The following is a 19671-nucleotide window of genomic DNA, read 5'->3' on the forward strand; positions in this document are numbered from 1 at the left end:
TTATAAGGACTAATATTTATTGTTGGCTGCCCAAAAGATAAGTAAAGATAGTTTGATGCTGCAAATAATCTTTATTTTAAAGTGTAATTTAGGGTAGAAAAATGAAGTAACCAAAGATGGAGGGTTTATGAGTACATATTTCAAAAGAATATCGGTAATTTGTTTTATTTTTACTGTTCTTATTGGACAAGTTTTTATGCCTATCATAGGGCATGCTCAAGAACTAAACACAACAGGATTTGTTGATAGTTTTGCATTTGAAAAGACGAAATTAAATTATGGAGAAAAAACCACGATACATGTAAACTTTAGTGAAAAGCCTGGAAAGAAGATGAAGTCTGGGGATACATTAACGTTAGTGCTACCTCCAGAATTAAAGGGCTATAGTGGAACTATCGCATTAAAAGATGAATCAGGGCGCGTTTTTGGTACGTGCCAGATTAATACAAATAATGTAGTTTGTACATTTAATGATACAGTAGAACAGCTCCAAAATATTCGAGGAAAGTTTAATTTTGCTGTTCAAGGTACGAATGTAGAAGCAGGAAAAACGAAAGATGTACAAACGAATTTAGGAACAAGTTTAGAAAAGCAATCGGTAAGTATTACACATCCAAAAGGGGAAGGTACAGAACCGGGGATGTTTTTCTATAAGTCTGGTGATATTCAGCCAGACAAAAGTAATGAAGTACGTTGGTTTTTAAATATAAATTTAAAGAAACAATATTTACATGACAACATCGTTTTAAAAGATACGTTACAAGAAGGACAAACACTAAATAAAGATAGCTTTACCATCACTATCAATAATAAAGAATATTTGTCTCTTAAACAATTTCAAGACCGAGGTTATGGATACATTAAGCTTACTAGTGATAACTCATTTGAAGTTGTAATTTATAGGCATATGGCGAACGCTACGTCGTTTACCGTTTTCTATACATCAACGATTACTGATAGCGGGAAAAAGTTGAAATATCTACAGAATGACTACAAGCTTGATTATCAAATTTTATATGAGAAACCTAGTACTGAATCTAATAGTGTAAAGGTTGAAAATATATCATTTGGTGGAGAAGCTGAAGGGGTTTTACCTGCGAAAGGAACGCTGCAAATTGTAAAACATATTGAAGGAGACGAGAAAAAGTTTATTCCAGGTGTTTCTTTTAAATTGTTTACAGAGTCAGGACAGCAAATTGGTGATTCCTATACAACAAATCAAGACGGAATAGTTGAAGCACCAAACCTTACTCCAGGTAATTATTACGTACAAGAAATATCTGCTCCGAACTATGTAGAGTTTGATTCACAAGCGAAAATTCCTTTCACAATTAAGACGGATGCTACAAATGGAATAAAACTTATGGTTCCAAATAAGTTAAAAACTACATCTGTTGCAGGAACGAAAACGTGGGAAGGCGATAAAGTAAACGATCGCCCGAAAACGATTAAAGTAGATTTACTGCAAAATGGTAAAGTCATTGCAACGAAAGAAGTTACGGCAGAAAATGATTGGAAATATGAGTTTGGAAAGTTACCAGCAGTTGATAGTGAAGGAAAAGCTCATACGTATGAAGTGAAAGAACAACCAGTATCAGGATATCAATCGAAAGTTAACGGATATGATCTTACAAATATAAAAATCCACAAAGTAACAGAAGTGGAAGAACAAGGTGAAGAAGAATCGATAGAAGAACTGGAAGCTCCAACTAACCCAGAAGAACCGAAAGTAACAGAAGAGCCGAAAGAGTTAGAGAAGCCAGAAGTTACGGAGAAACCGGAAATTCATGTAAAATCAGAAGAAGAACAAGTTGAAGAAGGAACAACAGAAGAAATCAAAGAAGAAAAACCGGAAGAACCGAAAGTAACAGAAGAGCCGAAAGAGCTAGAGAAGCCAGAAGTTACGGAGAAGCCGGAAATTCATGTAAAACCAGAAGAAGAGCAAGTTGAAGAAGAAACAACAGAAGAAATAAAAGAAGAAAAACCGGAAGAGCCAAAGGTAACAGAAGAGCCGAAAGAGCTAGAGAAGCCAGAAGTTACGGAGAAGCCGGAAATTCATGTAAAACCAGAAGAAGAACAAGTTGAAGAAGGAACAACAGAAGAAATCAAAGAAGAAAAACTGGAAGAACCGAAAGTAACAGAAGAGCCGAAAGAGTTAGAGAAGCCAGAAGTTACGGAGAAACCGGAAATTCATGTAAAACCAGAAGAAGAACAAGTTGAAGAAGAAACAACAGAAGAAATAAAAGAAGAAAAGCCGGAAGAACCGAAAGTGACAGAAGAGCCGAAAGAGCTAGAGAAGCCAGAAGTTACGGAGAAGCCGGAAATTCATGTAAAACCAGAAGAAGAGAAAGTTGAAGAAGAAACAACAGAAGAAATAAAAGAAGAAAAACCGGAAGAACCGAAAGTAACAGAAGAGCCGAAAGAGTTAGAGAAGCCAGAAGTTACGGAGAAACCGGAAATTCATGTGAAACCAGAAGAAGAGAAAGTAGAAGAACCAAATAAGTCAGAAGTAAAAGAGCAGCCAAAAGTTTCAAACAAACCAGAGATTCAAGGTAAAGTAGAAGCAGAAAACAAACAAGATGTACAAAATAAAAATGAAGTATCATCTAGTAAAGAAAGTAATAAGCAATCAAAATTACTTCCTCAAACAGGTGGAGCGGCAGCGGAATCTACTTCCATTCTTGCAGGTATGTTCGCATTAATTTTGGGAGCGATCATGTTTAGACGCCAAAAAAATTAATGGATGTGAGAGCATTAAATTTTTATGTTTTTAGTTTGGGAACAAATGTATAGAAAAAAGCGGAGACGATAAGTCTCCGCTTTTTATATTATTTACGTGAAAATCCTTCTTCATCAAGGTATTCCGCAGCTTCTGGATAAGAGTTGAATGTACCGTCTAAATTTACACCAGCGTACACGTTCCACATATCGTCCTCTGAGATAAGAGTAAGGATATGACCGTCTTCGTTCTGCCATTCTTCTTCTTTTGCAGGTTCTGCAGGAACTACGATTTCTTCTTGTGATAATAGTTCAATTGATTGCTCAATTACTGAACGTAACTCATCTGCTGAAAATTCGCGGATGTTAACCATACCTTTATCATCCGTTTTGTAACCTTTAATACCACTTGCATATACAAATCCGTTTCCATTTGGATGTAAATGATATACAACGTTCTTTTTATCTAAACGACTTTCTTCAAAGTGAAAGTTCACACGTTTTAATGATACGTTTTTTCTTTCTAATTCTGGGAAAGATTCAATGATCGATAATTTTTCTTCAAAAGTTAGCATAGTGCCTCCAAATATATAATAAAAGATTTAATTTATCTATTATAGCACAGTTACAATGGTTTCCAAAGATGCGATAGGTACTTGTAATTGAATGCGTTTACGTCACGATACTGTAAAAAGTGGACTAACGAATGTATCTATTTAGGTGTACAATGGAAAATGGACTTTATACAAAGGTGGTTATTATATGTTTCAAAAAATAGCAAAGGAATGTTTAGCAGGTTTTACTGTTGCGATCGTTGCGTTGCCACTTGCCATTGCATTTGGTATTGCTGCAACGGGAACGTCTGAGGGAGCACTAGTCGGATTGTATGGTGCAATTTTTGCAGGCTTATTTGCGGCGTTATTTGGTGGTACACCTGGGCAGGTTACGGGACCAACTGGACCGATTACGGTTATTGCAACAGGGGTTATTGCGACGCACGGATTAGAGGCGAGTTTTATAGCATTTATGATGGCGGGACTGTTTCAAATTTTATTCGGTGTATGTAAGCTTGGATCTTACGTGCGGTACATTCCGTATCCTGTCGTATCAGGATTTATGAACGGAATCGCATTAATTATTATTTTGGGTGAAATGAAGCATGTGCAAAATAGTTTTCTACTTGTCGTATTAACGATTATTGTAATGATTGTTTCTGGAAAGTGGATTAAGGCAATCCCATCTAGTTTAGTTGCATTAGTAGGTGTGACAGCTATGCTTCCTTTATTTTCTTCTGCGTTAGAAGGGCTTACAGTGAAGTTACCGGTTATCGGAAACCTGTCATTAAATAAGGTAATTGAAAAGATTGGGACGATTCCAGAAGCGATGCCGACGCTTCATATTCCCTCTTTAAGTGGAACAGGCGTAGCAGAACTTGTTTTACCAGCGCTTAGTATTGCTTTATTAGGATCGATTGACTCGTTGTTAACATCGGTCGTAATGGATAATATGACGGGGACACGTCATAAAAGTAATAAAGAACTGGTCGGACAAGGTATCGGTAATGTGATGAGCGGATTGTTTGGCGGATTAGCAGGCGCAGGTGCGACTGTACGATCTATCGTTAATATAAGAAGTGGCGGTAAAACGGCGCTTTCAGCAAGTATGCATAGTGTTATATTATTTATTTTCATTATGGGACTTGGATCGGTCGTACAATACATTCCACTTGCTGTATTATCAGGTATTTTAATTTTAACTGGTATTGGTATGTTTGATTGGGAAAGCATGAAGAAAATGCATGTAGCGCCAAAGGGTGATGTCATTGTTATGCTCGTAACGATGGTTGTCACCGTGAAGTTTGATTTAATGATCGCTGTTGCGTTCGGAATTCTTCTTTCCTTCATTATATACATGGTGAAATGTAAAGAACGTAAAGCTTCTATTATAAAAGAAAAGGAAGCAACATATAAAATTAAGGGCCCACTTTCGTTTTTAACAGTGGATCGTGTTTTTTATGCTTTACAAGACGTAAAATCTCCGGTTGTTTTACGTATGAAAGATGCACGTTATATGGATGTATCAGGAGCTATGGCGTTATTGAATTTCATTGAGCAGTCGGATAAATCAGGATTGAGTGTAACGCTAGAGCAAGTGCCTGCTCATATTAAAAAGACGTTAGTAGCGATGGCGAGTAATGAGCAGAAAGATAAATTACTATTTGTAAAAACGGAAACTATATGAAGAGACACCCTTATATAAGGGTGTTTTTGTTGTTTTAACATCTATATATAAAGATGTTATACGTTTGTTGACATTTATTCAGCTTAGCAGTATAGTAACATTTTAGATTAGGTATGTGATATTATAATAACGTATATGAATTTTGAGATTCCTTTTTTTCAGAAGGAAGAGCTTTAAGCTGGAGGGAATAATTGATGTACAAACAGTTACCACATGGAGTGAAGATTGGGATTACACGCTCAATTGTTGTTTCTTTTGAGAAGTATATGAAAGAAATTGAATGGAACGAAGAAAAGTTTGATATGCAACAATTTGTTGAACAGTGGAAACAGTATTTATACACAAAATCAACTTGGATCAATAAAGTAGATGATGAGTTGAAAGGACATCCAGATTTCCATCAAGCGTTAGCAATGAAAGTAAATGAAAAAATTAACGAGCTTATTAATGAAAAACCGAGCGAAGAACAAGTGGAGCAATTAAAAAGAAATAAAGTAAAGCATGCAGATGAAATGTGCAAATTAGAAGCTGAATATCATATTGAACGTTTATTCGTAACGAAATAAATTTTACATAAAGAAAAAGCCTGTCCAAAGAGGTGTGATGACCATCTTTTTGAGCAGGCTTTTTGTATGAAAAAAAGTAAGAGAGGCGAGCCTCTCTATGATTAGTCTTGTGGTACAAGTGCTTTCCAAGAAGATAGGTCCATATTTTCTTTTAATATAGATGAAGCAGGGAAGACAAATGACCACGGCTTCGTAGTGTTCGCTTTAATTTCAAGGTTCGGTAATGTGAAAGCACCTTTAACAACAACTGCACCTGTGGCATCTTCAATATGAAGAGGAAGTTGCTCTAGTTGAATGTTGTCTTTACAACCGTTACGAATAAGAAGCGTTGTATGTAAATCGCCGTTTTCTTTTCGTGCAGCTTGCAGACCTAGGAAGTTAATTTCACCATCATTTGGAGGTGTTAAATTGTCTACGAAATTACGTAAAGCTTCTTTACTTGCTTCAGGTAACTGAGCTTCCCAAGATGAATCTAAATCTAATACATGCTTACTTTCAAGTTCGAAAGCTAATTCCCAATCCGTTTGCGATAATTCAGCATCTGTAATTGTTTCTTGCTCAAACGTAAAGATAAACGGCATATTTACATTTGCAGGAATATCTCCTAATGCAGAAAGGTTAAATGTTTTTCGCGCGCATAATTTTTTCTCTTTATTTAGAAGAATTAATGTAACTTCTTCGAAGGAAATTGGTTTCGGAACAGTGCTGCGAATAAATACAGCTACGTCACAACCATTATCACGTTTTTCAATCTCAATTCCAGATAAAGAAATTTGATATTCTTCTAAACGTGGTAGTTCTTTATGTAAAAATTGATAAATGTATTTTTGTTCTTGTCCCACTGCACCCCAGCTAGGGTGGAAGTAAAGCGTTGGTTTTACAGTTTTATTTTCAGTACTTGTGCTTTCTTGTCCGAATAGTTGATTACTAGAGACAGTCGTATCTTTTCCGTTTTTCTTAGCTTTTTTTAGGAATGATAACATAATCTTTCACCTCGTTATTGTACGTTTTCAGGAACACCTAAATGTCTTGCAACATAGCGGCACATTTCTTTTTCGAAATTACCATATGTGTATAAAAAGATATCTAAAGCTTCTTTTTGATAAAGACGAGTAGGGTCTTCTTGTTGATATTGTCTTAGTCCTATGCCTTCTTTTAAGTGGGTCATTGCATCTAAGTGATTGACCCAGTTCTGATCTAGGAAATGAAGGGCAACATATCGTAGCGACTGTTGTAAATCAGTATGGCTATCTAGCTCATTTACGCGCTCTTTATAAAGAGATAATGTTTCTTTCAAAACGGATTGTAAATCTTCCGGTGAATGTACATTATTCGCTGATAATGATGGCATGTTTTCTACTGATAAAATTTCGTTTAGACTTGCTGTTAAACTAGCAAAATCCCATTCTTCCGGAAGCATACCTTCTACAAGATATTGCTTAGAAATGGCTTCTACAGCATGATCAATCATTGGCATAATAATTTCAATCATATTTGTATCTTCTTGTAATAAGTTATTACGTAATTTATAAATAACGTTACGTTGGTCATTTATTACATCGTCTAACTTTAAATTGTACTCACGCATGGAGAAATGGCTACCTTCACAAATTAATTGTGTACGGTTCACAAAATCATGGACTTTAGAAGTTAGAATAAGTCCTGTTTCATCTGTTTTCAGTGATTTCGTTAATTTCTCGACTTCTTCTTGTGCGAAACGTTTTAGCATTTCATCTTCTAAAGAAAGGAAGAATTGAGAGCTACCAGGGTCACCTTGACGACCGGCACGACCTTTTAGCTGATTGTCAACGCGTCTTGATTCATGGCGTTCTGTCCCAATTACATGTAATCCACCAAGTTCGTGAACACCCTCACCTAGTAAAATATCAGTACCTCGTCCGGCCATATTCGTTGCAATTGTAATTTGCCCTTTTTGTCCAGCTGTTGCGATTAAATCAGCCTCTTGTTCTGCGCTTTTTGCATTTAATAATTGATATGTAATATTTGCTTCATCTAAGTAACGAGCAACGGTTTCTGATTGTAAAATAGACATTGTCCCAATTAAAATCGGGCGTCCTTGTTTATTGTGTTTTAGAACATCTTCACGTACAGCTTTATATTTAGCATCGGCTGTTGCGTATACGACGTCCTTTTTGTCTTCACGAATGATCGGACGGTTTGTCGGAATCGGCATAACTTCCATGTTATATACACGGTTAAATTCTTTTTCTTCCGTTTTTGCTGTACCTGTCATACCAGATAGTGCTGGATACATACGGAAGAAGTTTTGAATTGTAATGGATGCTTGTGTTTGATTTTCTTCTGTGATTTCTAAGCCTTCTTTTGCTTCAAGAGCTTGGTGTAAACCGTCACTTAAAGAGCGACCATCCATAACACGACCCGTGAAAATATCTACAAGTAGAATTTTTTCATCGTGTACAATATAGTCAACATCACATTGGAAAGCGACATGAGCTCGTAATGCTTGAATCATATAATGATATAAAGTTTGATGTTCTAAATCATATAGGTTATCGATATCAAATAAATCTTCTATTTTTGTAATACCGTCTTCTGTAAAACTAGCAGATTTCGATTCTGCATCGTATGTGTAATGAAGAGTATCCTGGAATGATTTAATAACTTTTGCACATAAATAGTGTAAATCAGAGCTGCTTGATTTTTTACCAGCGATAATAAGAGGTGTCTTTGCTTCGTCAATTAAAACGCTATCAATCTCATCAATAATAGCAAAATGATAAGGACGTTGTACCTGTTCATTTTTTGAAGAGGCCATATTATCACGTAGATAGTCAAAGCCAAATTCTGTTCCAATACCGTATGTAATATCAGCTTCGTAAGCAAGTTTCTTTTCGGCAGGATCGATTTGAGGAATATTTAATCCAACCTTTAAACCTAGAAATTCATGAACTTGGCCAATTAATTCTTTATCTCGTTTTGCTAAATAGTCGTTTACAGTAATAACGTGAACGCCTTTTCCTTCAAGAGCACGTACGTATGTTGGAAGAGAAGAAACTAATGTTTTTCCTTCACCAGTTGGCATCTCTGCAATATTACCTTCTAATAGTACAAGGCCGCCAATTAACTGCACATCGTAGTGACGTAATCCAAGTACACGTTTTGCTGCTTCACGTACAACAGCGAACGCTTCAACTTTTATATCATCCACTGTTTTTCCGTCACGAAGCATGTTTTTAAATGTAATCGTTTTATGACGCAATTCTTCATCAGATAAATCAGATAGTTTTTCTTCTAGATTATTAATTTCTTGAACAAGTTGTTCATATTTTTTTAGTTTTCTCTTTTGAGAATCTCCTAACAGCTTTTTTACCGAATTCAGCATGTTGTAAACACTCCTCTTACTGACAATAGCTACATTATAGCACATGTTTATCCCGAATAAGTAGAAGTAGTAAATTGAAGAAATAACTGGATATAAATAAGGCGTTATTGTATATACTATATTTAAAACATAGAAAGAAAGAGAGTATTCAATGTATAAGAAATTTGGTATGATAACTAAATGAGATAAAGTGAAATTTTTCAAAAAAGAGAAGAATATAGCTATCTCGTTTTATGTTGTAATATGTATGGAAATTATATATTGAAAGAAAAGAGCTAGAAGATGAATAATAAGTTTGTGAAAGGCGCTGCGATTTTAACGATTACAACGTTTCTATCGAAAGTGTTGGGAAGTTTTTTTCAAATCCCATTACAAAATATAGCAGGAGATGAAGTACTGGGGATTTTTCGCCTTGTTTTTCCTGTGTATATGATAGCTTTAACTTTATCAGTAGCGGGAGTACCGCTAGCTATATCAAAATTAATCGCTGAACTTCATGAGAAGAATGACCAGAACGGAATTGCCAAACTATTTACTTCAGCATCTATTATTGGAGTAATATTTGGAGTGCTTGGATTTTCAGTTATTATGATTGGATCAAGTATGTTTGCAAAGATGCTTGGTGGACAAGATACAAGAATTCCATTAATTGTCACTTCGTTTGCGTTATTAATCGCACCATATATGGCGGTATATCGAGGATATTTCCAAGGTTTTGGAGATATGATTCCTACCGGGGTGTCACAAGTAATTGAGCAGTTCATTCGTGTTTTCTTTATGTTAGCAATTGCATTTTTATTGGTATATTGGAATAAAGAGAGTGATGTTGTAACAGGCGGGGCAATGATTGGTTCTTGCCTTGGAGTAATTACGTCACTTATCTATTTGAGAATGAAGTATGTAAAAAGTATATATCGTTATAAAAGTAATACATATTCACTACAAGATTTTCAAGATAATGCAAAAAAGATACTGCAGGTTTCGATTCCAATTGCAGTTGGAGCATTATCGATGCCGTTGTTAAATTTAGTTGATTCTGTAACGATTCCACATATGTTGCATGAATCCACTACAACGATTCAAGAACAATTTGGTATATATAGTCGTGGATTTGCGTTTACACAATTAATTGTCGTGTTTGCAAGTGCGATGGTATTTCCGTTAATCCCATTGTTAACTGCTGCATTAACAAAGAAAGATATAGCGTTAGCAAAACAAACAATTGAACGGACAAATGAGCTTGCTCATGTTTTAACAACGCCGATAACAATCTGGCTCATGGCACTTACAATCCCGTTAAATGTTGGATTGTTTACAGATGCGAAAGGGAGCGGAATGTTAGCTATTTTAATTGGTAGTTCGTATTTTACGTCACTTATGGTATTATCAATAGGAATTTTGCAAGGAATTAACCGTTCTAAGCAAGCGGCGTGGATAGTTGTTGGAGCGAGTTTTGTAAAAGTCATATTAAATATAGTACTTGTAAGTCAATTTGGCATAACTGGTGCAGCTTATAGTACACTTATCATATATATCATGATTTGTATCGTAAACTATATATACATTCGAAAAGAATTGGCTTATTCGATTCACATGGGGAGATTTTTTGCTGTAATTGGGGTATCTAGTATAGTAGGTATAGGATTATATTTCACATCTACTTTCATAAATGTGGTAGATTCTAGACTTATTGCAATACTATATAGTGGTGTAGCGTTTTGTGTGGCCTTGTTCATATATGGCATATGCGCACTAAAGTTGAACTGGATATCCAAAAAGCAAATCCCATTTTTACGTAAGTAAATGAGTCCATAAATGAGTATGGCTATTTATATGTTTGTGAAAGAAATCAATTTGAAGTTATCCAACTTTTCTTATTAAAGAGTTGATAGCGATTTGTTGAATGACAAAAAGTTGATTGCGAAATGTTGGAGGAGATTAAGAGTGCGGTTAGTTTTATCAGGATATTATGGTTTTTATAATGTTGGGGACGAAGCAATTTTGCAATCAATTATTAAAGCGCTACATGAAGAGGATCCTACTCTTGAGCTTGTTGTACTTTCGAATGACCCCGACTATACAAGGAAAATGTACGGTGTAGAGGCAGTGAATCGCTGGGATATAAGAGCAATTTATAAGGAAATAAAGAGAAGTAATGGCTTAATTAGCGGAGGGGGAAGCCTCCTTCAGGATAAAACGAGTATTAAAAGTATTTTGTACTATACAGGTATTATGCGAATTGCTCGTTTTTTGAAGAAGCCGTATTATATTTATGCGCAAGGAATTGGTCCAATTACGAAAAGACAAAATCGTTTATTAGTGAAATGGCAAGTATCAAAAGCGGAATATATATCAGTTCGTGATGAAGATTCATTTTTGTATTTAAAAGAAATTGGTATTAAGAAGGATATCGAACTAGTTCCAGATCCAGTATTGGCATGTCAACCAGAAGGAATAAAGTCCGAGTGGTTGCAAAAACATTCGATTCACGGGAAAGTAATTGCAGTTAGTGTGAGGTATTGGGACGCGAAAGAAGATTATATGAAGAAGCTAGCAGATACGCTGAAAAAATTTAAGCGTGATGGATACCATATTTTATTCGTACCAATGCATGGACCATTTGATCAAAATGCATCACGCGATATTATTAATTTAATGGGAGAAGAAGCTCATATGCTTCCGTATAAGCTCGATATTCATGAGAAAATTGCAATTTTGTCGGAATGTTCGCTTCTAATCGGTATGAGACTTCATGCGCTCATACTATCTGCGGTTGCTAATATTCCTATGGTCGGTATTTCATATGATCCAAAGATCGATTCATTTTTACAACAAGTAAATCAGCCGATTATCGGAAATGTAGATGGTGATTGGACGTCTGAAACTTTGCATAATGTCGCAACGAAGCAATTAGAACAAAAAGAATATGTACAAGAAACATTGGAACAAAGAGTAGAAGAATTACGAGAGCAAATTTCAACAGCGTCTCGATACATCATAAGTGACTTGAATTCCAAAGAGTTTAAAAAAAGAGGAATGGGATCTTAATTTAAGAGGACATCCTCTTTTTTATTTTTGAAAAAAAGAAAATGTCGAAAGGAAAAATGAATTTGTAGAAAAATGTCGAATTACGTAAGTGATTGTAAACGTATGCTCATAAAGAAAGAAGTTTGAGAGATAAGATGTATGTTTAAAAATCCTAACATTAATATATACTGAATGTTGGTATTTAACGTTTTATTTAGTAAATGATAAGAAAATAGGTATGGTAATTTTGGAAAATCTGATGGTAATAAAAATGTCGAATCACAGAAAAATAAGTTGTCGATTAATGTCGTAATATCTCTATAGTTAGATGTTGTAATTGGAAAGCTTTTTCTGTTATAGTTGTAAATGGTTATAAGAAGTTTGTTATAAATGTAATTCTGACGCGTTTTTCTATTCATTTAAAATATTCTGATTTTGAGATCTGGATCCTTTAAAATGAAAGTCGAAAAAACGATCGTTTAGAATTGTGAAAATTCACTTTTTTGTCGAATTTAAGGTTTTAAATTGGATGAAAAAGGTGTATGATTTCTTTATGATTCTGTAATACGGGATATCCTATTATTCTGTATAAAGAATACTTTAACCACATTTATATCTACTAGTTTCAAAAATAAATAGAATATCTATTTAAAACATTATGGAACTAGTATTACATTCCTAAGGAGGAAATATATAAAATGGCAAAGACTAACTCTTACAAAAAAGTAATCGCTGGCACAATGACAGCAGCAATGGTAGCAGGTGTTGTTTCTCCAGTAGCAGCAGCAGGTAAAACATTCCCAGACGTTCCAGCTGATCACTGGGGAATTGATTCTATTAACTACTTAGCAGAAAAAGGTGCAGTTACAGGTAACGACAAAGGAATGTTCGAGCCTGGAAAAGAATTAACTCGTGCAGAAGCAGCTACAATGATGGCTCAAATCTTAAACTTACCAATCGATAAAGATGCTAAACCATCATTCGGTGATTCTCAAGGCCAATGGTATACTCCATTCATCGCAGCTGTAGAAAAAGCTGGCGTTGTTAAAGGTAAAGGCGACGGCAAATTCGATCCAAGCGGAAAAATCGACCGCGTTTCTATGGCATCTCTTCTTGTAGAAGCTTACAAATTAGATACTAAAGTAAACGGTCCTCTAGAAACTAAATTCGATGATTTAAAAGATAGCTGGGGTAAAGATAAAGCTAACATCCTAGTTAAATTAGGAATCTCTGTAGGTACTGGCGACAAATGGGAGCCAAATAAATCTGTAACGAAAGCAGAAGCAGCTCAATTTATTGCTATGACTGACAAGCAGTTCGGTACAACAGCAACAACAGTTGAATCTGCTAAAGCAGTTACAACTCAAAAAGTAGAAGTTAAATTCAGCAAAGCTGTTGAAAAATTAACTAAAGAAGATATCAAAGTAACTAACAAAGCTAACAACGATAAAGTACTAGTTAAAGAGGTAACTTTATCAGAAGATAAAAAATCTGCTACAGTTGAATTATATAGTAACTTAGCAGCTAAACAAACTTACACTGTAGATGTAAACAAAGTTGGTAAAACAGAAGTAGCTGTAGGTTCTTTAGAAGCAAAAACAATCGAAATGGCTGACCAAACAGTTGTAGCTGATGAGCCAACTGCATTACAATTCACAGTTAAAGATGAAAACGGTACTGAAGTTGTTTCACCAGAGGGTATTGAATTTGTAACTCCAGCTGCAGAAAAAATTAATGCAAAAGGTGAAATCACTTTAGCAAAAGGTACTTCAACTACTGTAAAAGCTGTTTATAAAAAAGACGGTAAAGTAGTAGCTGAAAGTAAAGAAATAAAAGTTTCTGCTGAGGGTGCTGCAGTAGCTTCAATCTCTAACTGGACAGTTGCAGAACAAAATAAAGCTGACTTTACTTCTAAAGATTTCAAACAAAACAATAAAGTTTACGAAGGCGACAACGCTTACGTTCAAGTAGAATTGAAAGATCAATTTAATGCAGTAACAACTGGAAAAGTTGAATATGAGTCATTAAACACAGAAGTAGCTGTAGTAGATAAAGCTACTGGTAAAGTAACTGTATTATCTGCAGGAAAAGCACCAGTAAAAGTAACTGTAAAAGATTCAAAAGGTAAAGAACTTGTTTCAAAAACAGTTGAAATTGAAGCTTTTGCTCAAAAAGCAATGAAAGAAATTAAATTAGAAAAAACTAATGTAGCACTTTCTACAAAAGATGTAACAGATTTAAAAGTAAAAGCTCCAGTACTAGATCAATACGGTAAAGAGTTTACAGCTCCTGTAACAGTGAAAGTACTTGATAAAGATGGTAAAGAATTAAAAGAACAAAAATTAGAAGCTAAATATGTGAACAAAGAATTAGTTCTGAATGCAGCGGGCCAAGAAGCTGGTAATTATACAGTTGTATTAACTGCAAAATCTGGTGAAAAAGAAGCAAAAGCTACATTAGCTCTAGAATTAAAAGCTCCAGGTGCATTCTCTAAATTTGAAGTTCGTGGTTTAGAAAAAGAATTAGATAAATATGTTACTGAGGAAAACCAAAAGAATGCAATGACTGTTTCAGTTCTTCCTGTAGATGCAAATGGATTAGTATTAAAAGGTGCAGAAGCAGCTGAACTAAAAGTAACAACAACAAACAAAGAAGGTAAAGAAGTAGACGCAACTGATGCACAAGTTACTGTACAAAATAACAGTGTAATTACTGTTGGTCAAGGTGCAAAAGCTGGTGAAACTTATAAAGTAACAGTTGTATTAGATGGTAAATTAATTACAACTCATTCATTCAAAGTTGTTGATACAGCACCAACTGCTAAAGGATTAGCAGTAGAATTTACAAGCACATCTCTTAAAGAAGTAGCTCCAAATGCTGATTTAAAAGCTGCACTTTTAAATATCTTATCTGTTGATGGTGTACCTGCAACTACAGCAAAAGCAACAGTTTCTAATGTAGAATTCGTTTCTGCTGATACAAATGTTGTAGCTGAAAATGGTACAGTTGGTGCAAAAGGTGCAACATCTATCTATGTGAAAAACCTGACAGTTGTAAAAGATGGAAAAGAGCAAAAAGTAGAATTTGATAAAGCTGTACAAGTTGCAGTTTCTATTAAAGAAGTAAAACCTGCAACAAAATAATTAAAAATCATTTGATACATTAAATGATCAATTAAAGCCTATGAGAAAATAGACAAAAGTCTATGAGTATCATAGGCTTTTTATTTTGCTCTTATTTCATATGCATTTGAGGTTGAAAAGAATAGCTATATTGAGAAACAAATAAAAAGCGCTTTCAAAAATAGAAGAATACCTCATTGATATGTAAAATATTTGTAAATTAACACCTTTTTCTGTTAAAAAAACATTCGAAAAAAAGAAGAAAATGTCGAAATGTAATGTTTTTAGTCAAATAGAGTCTGAAAATTGTATTTATTGTAAAAAATATTTAGATGCTGAAGTGGAAATATGTGCTATAATTCCAATTGTGTATTCGATATGAAAAATATACGAAGCGCATTGAGAGTGGTTTATAGGAAAACAGTTTATTCATTTCTATATTTAAGTATTATCGATATCTTAATAGCGCGATAAAAAGACCGAATTATCAGAATGTGTCGAATCTTCTTTTGAGAAAGTTCTTGATAACGAATGGTTTTGTATAGTATGATGAACTTGTTTCAGAAAATGGTATTTAAACCTTATATTTACATTTAACGGTTTGTATCATTTTTTATGTGAACTACTTTTCATTATAGTTTTTTTGTTTATGTTTTTATTGTTTTATGGCTTTTCTAACTAGCTAGTTTTCAAATTTAATATGATGTGAAACTAGTAGCATATTCCTGAAGGAGGAAATTTATAAAATGGCAAAGACTAACTCTTACAAAAAAGTAATCGCAGGTACAATGACAGCAGCAATGGTAGCAGGTGTTGTATCTCCAGTAGCAGCAGCAGGTAAATCATTCCCAGACGTTCCAGCTGGACATTGGGCAGAAGATTCTATTAACTACTTAGTAGATAAAGGTGCAATTGTAGGTAAGCCAGACGGTACATATGGTCCAACCGAATCAATCGATCGTGCTTCGGCAGCTGTAATCTTCACTAAAATTTTAAACTTACCAGTTGATGAAAATGCTCAACCTTCTTTCAAAGATGCTAAAAATACATGGGCTGCTAAATATATCGCAGCAGTTGAAAAAGCTGGTATCGTTAAAGGTGACGGCAAAGAAAACTTCTATCCAGAAGGAAAGATTGACCGTGCTTCATTTGCTTCTATGTTAGTAAGTGCTTATAACTTAAAAGATAAAGTTAATGGCGAGTTAGTTACAACATTTGATGATTTAAGAAAACATTGGGGTGAAGAAAAAGCTAACATCCTAATTAACCTTGGAATCTCTGTAGGTACTGGTACGAAATGGGAGCCAAATAAAACTGTAACTCGTGCAGAAGCAGCTCAATTTATCGCATTAACAGATAAAAAGTATGGTAAAAAAGATAATGCACAAGCATATGTAACAGATGTGAAAATTTCTGAACCAGCGAAATTAACATTAACAGGTACTGGTTTAGATAAACTTTCTGCTGATGATGTAACTCTTGAAGGAGATAAAGCTGTTGCGATTGAAGCAAGCGCTGATGGTACTTCTGCTGTAGTAACACTTGGTGGCAAAGTAGCTCCTAATAAAGACTTAAGCATTAAAGTTAAAAATCAATCATTCTTAGCGAAATTCGTATACGAAGTGAAAAAATTAGCTGTAGAAAAACTTACATTTGATGATGATCGTGCTGGTCAAGCAATTGTCTTCAAATTAAACGACGAAAAAGGTAACGCTGATGTTGAGTACTTAAACTTAGCAAACCATGACGTCAAATTTGTAGCAAATAACTTAGACGGTTCACCAGCAAACATTTTTGAGGGTGGAAAGTCAACTTCTTCTACAGGTAAACTTGGTGTTGGCCTTTCTCACGGTGATTACAAAGTAGAGGTTCAAGTTACAAAACGCGGTGGTTTAACTGTTTCTAATACTGGTATTATTTCAGTGAAAAACCTTGATACACCAGCTTCTGCAATTAAGAGTACTGTATTTGCGGTAGATGCAGATAAAAATGGTGTAGTATACGGTAATACATTGACTGGAAAAGACTTCAAACTAAACAGCCAAACGTTAGTGGTTGGTGAGAAAGCACAAATCCATAACGTAGTTGCTACAATTGCTGGAGAAGATAAAGTAGTTGATCCAAACTCAATTAGCATTAAATCTTCAAACAGCGGTATTATCTCTGTAGTAAACAACTACATTACAGCTGAAGCTGCTGGTGAAGCTACACTTACTATTAAAGTAGGCGACGTTACAAAAGACGTTAAATTCAAAGTAACGACTGGTTCTCGTGCGTTAAAATCAGTAAAAGCTAATCCAGATAAATTACAAGTTGTTCAAAACAAAGAGTTACCTGTTACATTTGTAACAACTGACCAATATGGCGATCCATTTGGTGCTAACTCAGCTGCAATTAAAGAAGTTCTTCCGAAAACAGGTGTAGTGAAAACTTTAGATGTAACAACAACTGATGCTGGCTCAATCGGTACAAAAACAATTGGTGTTACAGGTAATGAAGTAGGCGAAGGTACGGTTCACTTCCAAAATGCTAACGGTGAAACTCTAGGTTCATTATATGTGAACGTAACAGAAGGTAACGTTGCATTCAAAAACTTCGAACTTGTATCTAAAGTAGGTAAATACGGTGAATCACCTGATTCAAAACTTGACTTAAATGTGGCTAACACAGTTGAGTATCAATTATCTAAGTACACTTCAGATCGCGTATATTCTGATCCTGAAAACTTAGAAGGTTATGAAGTTGAGTCTAAAAATCCAGCAGTAGCTACAGCTGAAATTGTTGGAAATAAAGTTGTTGTTAAAGGTTTAAAACCAGGTAAAGTTGATATCCACTTAACGAAAAATGGTGCAACTGCTGGTAAAGCGACATTAGAAATCGTTCAAGAGAAAATCGCTATTAAATCTGTAGACTTCAAACCAGTTCAAACAGAAAACTTCGTTGAGAAGAAAATTAACATCGGTACTGTATTAGAACTTGAGAAGAGTAACCTTGATGATATCGTAAAAGGTATTAACTTAACAAAAGAAACACAACATAAAGTACGTGTTGTGAAATCTGGCAAAGATAAAGGAACTCTTTACCTTGATACAAATGGTAATGCTCATTATGATATCTTTGACCAAAAACTTGGTGATGTAACAGTAACAGCATCAAGTGATTCAGTATTCAACAACTTTAAAGCAGATATTTATGATGCTTTAACTACTAAGTACACTGACAAAGGTACATTAGTATTCAAAGTATTAGAAGATAAGAAAGTTGTAACAAGTGAAATTGGTTCACAAGCTGTACAAGTGAACGTTCTTAACAACCCAAATCTATAAGTCGATTATAGATAAAGTAAAAAATCAGTGGGGATTCATCCCCGCTGATTTTTTTAATAGAAAGAAGGCTCTTGTAAATTTACAAGAGCCTTCTTTCTATTTCTTAAATTTAAACATATCCCCGCTCAAATTCGAATCACTATACACAAACAATACTATGTTAATATTGTTGTCTTGAATGTATTGATATACGTCTTTTTCGTGATAGTGACGTAGGTCGAGGATAGATGTGTGTTTGAAACTTTGTGCTAAGTGTGGCACGATTGCGTTTGCGAATGAGTCTTTTAGGACTAAGGCGCGTACTTCATTTTGTGCGTTGTTATTTTCGATGACGATTTCTGGATAGTCATCCGTGTAATAACCTGCGTATGATGTTGTATCTTTTTGTTTTTCTACGCCGTATATTTCATCTAAGTTTTGGTGAATAGTACCTTGCACATCTTTTGCGGTTACGCTTGTGAAGTTGAAACCGTCTTTCGGTGTGTAGTAGCACAATTTTTCACCCGTTGCATCGATGAGTTGGTATAGTTGGTTGTTAAAACTACCGACTAAATGTTTATTTTGCGCACATGTCCGAGTGTAGTCTTCTTTTTTTATTTCTTTTCCTTTATATATAGAAGATTGTTGCCCGATTGTGTTCATTATATATTGGTAACCTAAGAAGGCACCGTCCATATTCCAATGATGATCTGTTTTGAAATACATGTCTTGTATTTCTTCGTTTGTATAGTTCTGTTTAAAGTGTTCCATCAGTTTTATTGGCTTTACGTCTGCTGGAAGCTTCTTTAGAAAGTAATTTAAATTTTCCTGTGCATATGTGTGAATATGAGAAGGTAATTTAAATGATAATGCATTCGTTTTTGACGGTGGTAAAGCAAAGTAAAACTCAACGTTTTGTTCTTTTAAAAACTGAGACAAATCGTTTATAGCGGGCATGGATTGGTCAATTTCATTATATTTTTTTGTCCATGCCGGGTTTTTCAGGAGCCATTTATCATCAGTTAAAATAATGTCGTTAATGAGAGATTTGCCCATATTAATTTGAGCAATCGTATAGTTTTTAATAAGCTCATCTCGTCCAATTAGTTGATCATTTGTGTATGTTTCGAAATCTTTAAAGAAGCTACCAGTTAGGAGAGCTTCTTTCGTAAGTGCTGGTTTTTGAGCGAGCGGCCGATTTTCAACTGGTGAAATGTCTCGGTCTGTTTTGAGTAACGATAATATGCCAAATGAAAAGATAATGGTGAGAAAACCGATAAACAGGATGAGGTTCCCCAATTTTTTCATAATAACTTTTCCTTCCTACA

11 protein-coding genes are annotated in these 19671 nt (G+C 34.8%); 7 read left to right on the forward strand and 4 right to left on the reverse strand.

Annotated features, from left to right (window positions below; translation table 11 throughout):
• Nucleotides 1–127: 127 nt before the first annotated feature.
• The gene (locus tag EKQ63_RS06080; RefSeq protein WP_143880839.1) at nucleotides 128–2740 is read left to right on the forward strand and encodes a Cna B-type domain-containing protein; all 2613 of its coding nucleotides are present in this window, start codon (nucleotides 128–130) and stop codon (nucleotides 2738–2740) included.
• 88 nt (nucleotides 2741–2828) lie between these two features.
• On the opposite strand, the gene EKQ63_RS06085 is transcribed toward EKQ63_RS06080, so the two are convergent.
• On the reverse strand, nucleotides 2829–3293 hold the full coding sequence (locus EKQ63_RS06085) for a hypothetical protein (RefSeq protein ID WP_000955012.1): 465 nt from the start codon (nucleotides 3291–3293) through the stop codon (nucleotides 2829–2831).
• Between the two features lie 187 nt (nucleotides 3294–3480).
• On the opposite strand from EKQ63_RS06085, the gene EKQ63_RS06090 reads away from it, so the two are divergent.
• Both EKQ63_RS06090 and EKQ63_RS06095 read left to right on the forward strand, forming a co-directional pair.
• Nucleotides 3481–4959 (forward strand): SulP family inorganic anion transporter, encoded by a 1479-nt coding sequence (locus EKQ63_RS06090; protein ID WP_143880840.1) that lies wholly within the window; start codon nucleotides 3481–3483, stop codon nucleotides 4957–4959.
• Nucleotides 4960–5153: 194 nt separating this feature from the next.
• Nucleotides 5154–5525 (forward strand): hypothetical protein, encoded by a 372-nt coding sequence (locus tag EKQ63_RS06095; RefSeq protein WP_000278023.1) that lies wholly within the window; start codon nucleotides 5154–5156, stop codon nucleotides 5523–5525.
• 101 nt (nucleotides 5526–5626) lie between these two features.
• Here EKQ63_RS06095 and EKQ63_RS06100 read toward each other — a convergent pair whose 3' ends face one another.
• Together EKQ63_RS06100 and secA2 are read right to left on the reverse strand one after the other, a co-directional pair.
• The gene (locus tag EKQ63_RS06100; RefSeq protein WP_143880841.1) at nucleotides 5627–6508 is read right to left on the reverse strand and encodes an accessory Sec system S-layer assembly protein; all 882 of its coding nucleotides are present in this window, start codon (nucleotides 6506–6508) and stop codon (nucleotides 5627–5629) included.
• A gap of 14 nt (nucleotides 6509–6522) precedes the next feature.
• Nucleotides 6523–8889, reverse strand: a complete 2367-nt coding sequence (gene secA2, locus EKQ63_RS06105; protein ID WP_048551518.1) for an accessory Sec system translocase SecA2 — start codon at nucleotides 8887–8889, stop codon at nucleotides 6523–6525.
• A 282-nt stretch (nucleotides 8890–9171) separates the two neighbouring features.
• Between secA2 and EKQ63_RS06110 the strand changes: the two genes are divergently transcribed.
• From EKQ63_RS06110 to EKQ63_RS06130, 4 genes are all read left to right on the forward strand, one after another.
• The gene (locus EKQ63_RS06110) at nucleotides 9172–10692 is read left to right on the forward strand and encodes a putative polysaccharide biosynthesis protein (protein ID WP_087995506.1); all 1521 of its coding nucleotides are present in this window, start codon (nucleotides 9172–9174) and stop codon (nucleotides 10690–10692) included.
• Nucleotides 10693–10833: 141 nt separating this feature from the next.
• Entirely contained in the window at nucleotides 10834–11937 is a 1104-nt protein-coding gene (gene csaB, locus EKQ63_RS06115; protein ID WP_048551515.1) for a polysaccharide pyruvyl transferase CsaB, read from the forward strand.
• A 677-nt stretch (nucleotides 11938–12614) separates the two neighbouring features.
• On the forward strand, nucleotides 12615–15059 hold the full coding sequence (gene sap, locus EKQ63_RS06125) for an S-layer protein Sap (protein WP_087951490.1): 2445 nt from the start codon (nucleotides 12615–12617) through the stop codon (nucleotides 15057–15059).
• 725 nt (nucleotides 15060–15784) lie between these two features.
• The gene (locus EKQ63_RS06130; RefSeq protein WP_143880843.1) at nucleotides 15785–18364 is read left to right on the forward strand and encodes an S-layer homology domain-containing protein; all 2580 of its coding nucleotides are present in this window, start codon (nucleotides 15785–15787) and stop codon (nucleotides 18362–18364) included.
• Nucleotides 18365–18460: 96 nt separating this feature from the next.
• On the opposite strand, the gene patB1 is transcribed toward EKQ63_RS06130, so the two are convergent.
• Nucleotides 18461–19651 carry a secondary cell wall polysaccharide O-acetyltransferase PatB1 gene (gene patB1, locus EKQ63_RS06135; RefSeq protein ID WP_143880844.1) on the reverse strand — a complete coding sequence of 397 codons (1191 nt, stop codon included), beginning with the start codon at nucleotides 19649–19651 and terminating at the stop codon, nucleotides 18461–18463.
• Nucleotides 19652–19671: the final 20 nt, after the last annotated feature.

The sequence above is a fragment of the Bacillus sp. BD59S genome (assembly GCF_007363175.1).
In the GTDB taxonomy this organism is placed as follows: Bacteria; Bacillota; Bacilli; order Bacillales; family Bacillaceae_G; genus Bacillus_A; species Bacillus_A pacificus.

Excerpts from the sequence above, each read along its gene's own strand:
- EKQ63_RS06110 (WP_087995506.1), top strand. The coding sequence starts at position 9,172 with ATGAATAATAAGTTTGTGAAAGGCGCTGCGATTTTAACGATTACAACG.
- EKQ63_RS06085 (WP_000955012.1), bottom strand. The coding sequence starts at position 3,293 with ATGCTAACTTTTGAAGAAAAATTATCGATCATTGAATCTTTCCCAGAA.
- patB1 (WP_143880844.1), bottom strand. The coding sequence starts at position 19,651 with ATGAAAAAATTGGGGAACCTCATCCTGTTTATCGGTTTTCTCACCATT.
- EKQ63_RS06090 (WP_143880840.1), top strand. The coding sequence starts at position 3,481 with ATGTTTCAAAAAATAGCAAAGGAATGTTTAGCAGGTTTTACTGTTGCG.
- EKQ63_RS06130 (WP_143880843.1), top strand. The coding sequence starts at position 15,785 with ATGGCAAAGACTAACTCTTACAAAAAAGTAATCGCAGGTACAATGACA.
- EKQ63_RS06100 (WP_143880841.1), bottom strand. The coding sequence starts at position 6,508 with ATGTTATCATTCCTAAAAAAAGCTAAGAAAAACGGAAAAGATACGACT.
- sap (WP_087951490.1), top strand. The coding sequence starts at position 12,615 with ATGGCAAAGACTAACTCTTACAAAAAAGTAATCGCTGGCACAATGACA.
- EKQ63_RS06095 (WP_000278023.1), top strand. The coding sequence starts at position 5,154 with ATGTACAAACAGTTACCACATGGAGTGAAGATTGGGATTACACGCTCA.
- secA2 (WP_048551518.1), bottom strand. The coding sequence starts at position 8,889 with ATGCTGAATTCGGTAAAAAAGCTGTTAGGAGATTCTCAAAAGAGAAAA.
- EKQ63_RS06080 (WP_143880839.1), top strand. The coding sequence starts at position 128 with ATGAGTACATATTTCAAAAGAATATCGGTAATTTGTTTTATTTTTACT.